The following is a 4,873-nucleotide window of genomic DNA, read 5'->3' as shown; positions in this document are numbered from 1 at the left end:
TCGGAATCGACGACAACTTCTTCACCCTCGGCGGACACTCCCTCCTCGCCACCCGCCTGATCAGCCGCATCCGCACCGCCCTGGACGTCGAACTCACCATCCGAGCCCTCTTCGAAGCCCCCACCGTCGCCGGCCTCGCCGAACGCATCGAAGACGGGACCAGCCAGGATCCGTTCGATCCGCTCCTTCCCATCCGCTCGAGCGGCGACGAACCACCGCTGTTCTGCGTGCATCCGGTATCAGGGCTCAGCTGGTGCTACGCCGGTCTGCTGCGGCACATCCCAGAAGAAGTCCCCATTTACGGGCTCCAGTCGCGCGGCCTGATGGGGAAGGAGCCGCTGCCGACCTCCCTGGAGGAAATGGCGCGGGACTATGTGAAGCTGATGCGTTCTGTTCAGCCCGTCGGTCCCTACCGGCTGCTCGGCTGGTCCTTCGGAGGGCTGGTCGCCCACGCCGCGGCGGTACTGCTTCAAAGTCAGGGAGAAGTCGTCAGCCTGCTGAGCATGCTTGACGCCTATCCAAACGACGGGGTTATTCCATCGGGCCCGGAAAAAGAAGAGGACCTTATATACGCCTTGGCGGAGGGCGCCGGATACAAAATCCCGGAGGATGCCGATGCGGCGGATCTTTCCGCCCTCCTCCGCGACTACGCCAGGCAGCACATGGGCTATATGACGGGAGGCATCGCTCTCAGCGAGGATGAAATATCCGCGCTGGCCGTCGCGGTCGGTAACAACCGGGCGCTCGGGCGCTCCGCCGCGCTGGAAAAATTCTCTGGCGATGTGCTGTTCTTCACCGCGGCCGTCGACAACCACATGCCGGTGGCCGCTCCTCGGGCGTGGGCTCCGTATATCACGGGGCACGTGCACGAACACCCGGTTCCGTGTGAGCACGTCAACATGATGCAGCCCGGTCCGCTCGCCGAGATCGGCCGGACGCTGGCCGCAGCGCTGAGGGAACGGCCGGAGCAGTAGTCGGTCAGGTCACAACCAGCGCAGATGGGCCTGGTGGGCCTGGTGGCGCATGTGCCACCCCACCAGGCCCACCAAACCGCGCCAAAAAGCGCGGCATCAGCGGCTAACCAAAACCTTCTATTTCGCTTCCAGCACCGAGAAGTAAGAGCCGGGAATCGGGGTCACGCTCGAAAGACAGAATCCGGAATCGCTCAGCAAGGTCTCGAATTCTGCTGCCGTTCGTTCACGGCCGCCGGTGAGCACCATCATTCCGATGTCACTCCATCGGCTGGGGTGCCATTCCTGGTCCTCCGGCACCAGCATCTCCACGATCAGTAGCCGCCCGCCGTCCCGCAATGCCATCCTGCTGTTGCGCAGAATGGCGACCACCTGGCTATCCGTCCAGTCGTGCAGCACGCTGCACAGCATATGGGTGTCGGCCCCTGAGGGCAGCGATTCAAAGAAGTCGCCCTTTTCGAGGCGGCAGCGCTCCCCGAGCGACCGAATGTGCTCGGAATCCTTGACCATGTCGACGACCGACGGTCGATCGAAAAGAATTCCCTTGACATGATCGGCTTCGCGCAGGACGCGCTCCAGCATAAAACCGTCGCCGCCCCCGATGTCCATGACGACGTCCGACTGCCGCCAGTCGGGCGTCGAGGAGAACTGTCCGTACAGCCGCCCGGTACGCTCCCGCATCCGGCGCAGAAAAGCGCGATCGGCGTCGCCGTCGGAGTTCTTGTGCGCAAAGAAATCCCCGCCGTGGACGCTGTCGAAGACCGAGCGCCCGCTGCGGATGGTGTCGATACCGCGGAGCCAGGCCCGCTGGGAGTCGGCGTTGAGGACAGATTCGCGGACGCTGTTCGGGGCGTCCGCGCGGAGGCGGTTTCCGGTCTCGGTCAGCCGGAAGGAGCGGGACGGGTCCTCCAGGAGCACGCCCACCGACACCAGGGCACGCAGCAGGCGGTAGAGGGATTCGATGTCCGCGTCCGTGGCGGTGGCTATGTCCTCGACGGTCTTGGTGTCCGTCGCTATGACATCGGCGATGCCGAGTTCGGCCGTAATGCGCAGCACGTGCGGCAGCACGGCGACACAGCTGTCATCCGCCAGGGCCAGGTAATCCGCGAGCAGTGCTTCTGGTGTCAGTGCGCTCATCTGCCGACCTCTCTCATATCGATTTCCTCCGTTTTCCGTTTGTCGAACGGAAGCAGGATGAACGGAACGGGCTGAACGGGACGTGCTGAAGGAACGGGGCCGGACGGGGGAACGGCCCGGAAGGACGCACCTTCCGGGCCGTATCAGGATCATGTATAGCCGGTGACCTCGGACGGAATCTAGGCCTGCGAGGCCCCGGCCGCGACCCCGCGCAGGCGGTCGCGGATCACGCGTACCGCGGTCTCGGCGTTGTCCACCGTGACGGTGAAGATCCGGCCGTCGCCGAGCCGGACCACCAGGCCCTCGCCGCGGCGGACAATCACCGCGGTGCCCTTGTCGGGGCGCCAGCGGTAGCCCCAGCCGCCCCACTGGTATGGGGTGACCCGGGGTGCGAAGTCCGCGTGGACCACGTCATCGAGCGGGATACGGCGCCGGGGCAGCCCAATGTGGCCGCAGCGCACCTCCAGGGCCTCCTCGTCGACCCGCACGGCCACGTGGACGAAGGCCAGGGTGCCGAAGAGCATCAGCAGCCCGGCCGCGAGGCAGCCGATCACGGCCATGAGGAGAGGGGCCAGACCCGAGGTCCAGGGAGAGGCGACGGCCAGGTCGATGCCGAGCGCCACGCAGGCGGCGCCCCCGGCGGCCAGCAGCCACTGGGCGCGGTTGTGCGCCCGCCCGGTCCAGATCGCAGGGGGCCTCCTGGCCCCAGCCGGCCTTTCGCGCTCGTCGTCCTCGCCGTGGTGCCTCATAGCTGGCAGGGTACCCACGTTCCGCTACCCCGGCAGAGGACTGTGGTAGGGGGCATGAAAGGTTTGCGGGCGAGCCCAGTCCTGGGCCGCGCGTCAGCCCCGCGCCAGGGGTTCGGCCGCCAGCAGACGCCCCTCCGCGTATGCGAGGGCGGCCTCGGGCATCGCGGCCTCGTGGCCGCTGAGCAGCACGGTGAGCCGCCCCTGGGGAAGGTCCGAGAGGGCCGACGAGGCTGCCTGGCCCGCCTCGCCCGAGGGGGTGGGCGTGGCGCCGATCCGGCGCAGGGCCTGGGCGGCGACGGCCCCGGCGGATGCGTGCAGGGCGATCGGCGGGGCGTCGGCCGGCTGGACGGCGGCCCGGATGCGGTCGGCGACCAGCTCGTAGTGGGTGCAGCCCAGGACGAGGGCCCGGATATCGCGCGGGGTGCGGGCCGCGGCGTCGGCCACCGCGGCGTCGATCGCCGCCGAGTCGGCTCGCTGTACGGCCTCGGCGAGCCCCGGGCAGGCCACCTCCGTCACGGTGACGCCGTCCGCGAAGTCGCTGATGAGCCGGCGCTGGTAGGGGCTGCCCGTGGTGGCGGGGGTGGCCCAGATCGCGACGGGTCCGCCGCCCGCCGCCGCGGGCTTGATCGCGGGTACGGTCCCGATGACCGGCAGCCCGGGCTCCAGCTCGGCCCGCAGTGCGGACAGGGCGTGCACCGAGGCGGTGTTGCAGGCGACGATCAGCGCGTCGGGGCGGTGCGCGGCGGCGGCGCGGACGCAGGCCAGCGCGCGCTGGGTGACGTCTTCGGGGGTGCGGGGGCCCCAGGGCATGCTGCCGGGGTCCGAGGAGAGGACGAGATCGGCGTCCGGCCGGAGCCGGTGCACCGCGGCCGCTGCTGGGAGCAGGCCGATTCCGGAGTCCATGAGCGCGATCTTCACCCGGTCACTTTAATGGATCGCCCCGATGCGCCCGGCGACCGGGCTCCTGGTCGGGCAGACTGCCACGGTGGACGCGCTGACGTGGATCGCCGTGGGGTCACTTGTCGTGTGGGGGTGGCTGCTGCTGGGCCAGGGCTTCTTCTGGCGTACGGACGTCCGGCTGCCCCGCGGCGGTACACGGGTGGACCCCGGTGCGCGGGTGGACCCCGGTGCGCGGGCGAACCCCGGCGGTGAGCCCGTCGTCCCCTGCGAGGACCCGGCGGACCTCGCCATCGAGGAGTGCTGGCCACCCGTCGCCATCGTCGTCCCCGCCCGGGACGAGGCCGCCGTCCTCCCGGTGAGCCTGCCGTCATTGCTGGCGCAGGACTATCCGGGGCCGGCCGAGATCTTCCTCGTCGACGACGGCAGTACGGACGACACGGGCAAGCTGGCCCGCGAACTCGCCGATGAGCACGGCGGGCTGCCGCTGACCGTGGACTCGCCCGGTGAGCCGCCGCGGGGCTGGACGGGCAAGCTGTGGGCGGTGCGCCATGGCATGACGCTCGCCGAGGCCCGCCCGGACATGGAGTATCTGCTGCTGACCGACGCGGACATCGCGCATGAGCCGGACTCCCTGCGCGAGTTGGTGCGGGCGGCGCGCGGCTCCGGGCTCGATCTGGTGTCGCAGATGGCGCGGCTGCGGGTGGCGACGGCGTGGGAGCGGTTGATTGTCCCGGCGTTTGTGTACTTCTTCGCGCAGCTCTACCCGTTCCGGTGGGTCAACCGGGCGGGGGCGCGGACGGCGGCGGCCGCGGGCGGGTGTGTGCTGTTGCGGCGGGAGGCGGCCGAGCGGGCCAAGGTCCCGGATGTGGTCCGGCACGCGGTCATCGACGATGTGGCGCTGGCCCGGGCGGTGAAGCGGAGCGGGGGGAGGATCTGGCTGGGGCTCGCGGACCGGGTGGACAGCGTACGGCCGTATCCGCGGCTGGGCGAGCTGTGGCGGATGGTCTCGCGGAGCGCCTATGCGCAGCTGCGGCACAATCCGCTGCTGCTGGTGGCCACGGTGGCGGGGCTCGCGCTGGTGTATCTGGTGCCCCCGGTGGCGCTGTGCGCGGGGCT

5 protein-coding genes are annotated in these 4,873 nt (G+C 69.8%); 2 read left to right on the top strand and 3 right to left on the bottom strand.

Going from position 1 to position 4,873, the window contains the following annotated elements:
• A partial coding sequence (locus CCN51_RS46470; RefSeq protein WP_143676111.1) for an alpha/beta fold hydrolase occupies positions 1-974 on the top strand: 974 nt, incomplete at its 5' end.
• 117 nt (positions 975-1,091) lie between these two features.
• Here CCN51_RS46470 and CCN51_RS46465 read toward each other — a convergent pair.
• The 3 genes from CCN51_RS46465 to CCN51_RS46455 all read right to left on the bottom strand — a co-directional run bounded on the left by CCN51_RS46465 (position 1,092) and on the right by CCN51_RS46455 (position 3,775).
• The gene (locus tag CCN51_RS46465; RefSeq protein ID WP_014181876.1) at positions 1,092-2,108 is read right to left on the bottom strand and encodes a methyltransferase; all 1,017 of its coding nucleotides are present in this window, start codon (positions 2,106-2,108) and stop codon (positions 1,092-1,094) included.
• Between the two features lie 179 nt (positions 2,109-2,287).
• Positions 2,288-2,857 (bottom strand): hypothetical protein, encoded by a 570-nt coding sequence (locus CCN51_RS46460; protein WP_014181875.1) that lies wholly within the window; start codon positions 2,855-2,857, stop codon positions 2,288-2,290.
• A gap of 93 nt (positions 2,858-2,950) precedes the next feature.
• Positions 2,951-3,775 (bottom strand): glutamate racemase, encoded by an 825-nt coding sequence (locus CCN51_RS46455; protein WP_014181874.1) that lies wholly within the window; start codon positions 3,773-3,775, stop codon positions 2,951-2,953.
• Between the two features lie 25 nt (positions 3,776-3,800).
• Here CCN51_RS46455 and CCN51_RS46450 point away from each other — a divergent pair.
• Positions 3,801-4,873 (top strand): glycosyltransferase (locus CCN51_RS46450; protein ID WP_211303317.1); only part of this gene is annotated, 1,073 nt, incomplete at its 3' end.

This window comes from Streptomyces milbemycinicus (assembly GCF_002154605.1).
Taxonomy (GTDB): domain Bacteria; phylum Actinomycetota; class Actinomycetes; order Streptomycetales; family Streptomycetaceae; genus Streptomyces; species Streptomyces milbemycinicus.
This window is presented reverse-complemented; position numbering and strand designations above follow the sequence as displayed.

What these genes read in the sequence shown, in the direction of transcription:
- CCN51_RS46465 (WP_014181876.1), bottom strand. Translation starts at nt 2,108, where the DNA reads ATGAGCGCACTGACACCAGAAGCACTGCTCGCGGATTACCTGGCCCTG.
- CCN51_RS46460 (WP_014181875.1), bottom strand. Translation starts at nt 2,857, where the DNA reads ATGAGGCACCACGGCGAGGACGACGAGCGCGAAAGGCCGGCTGGGGCC.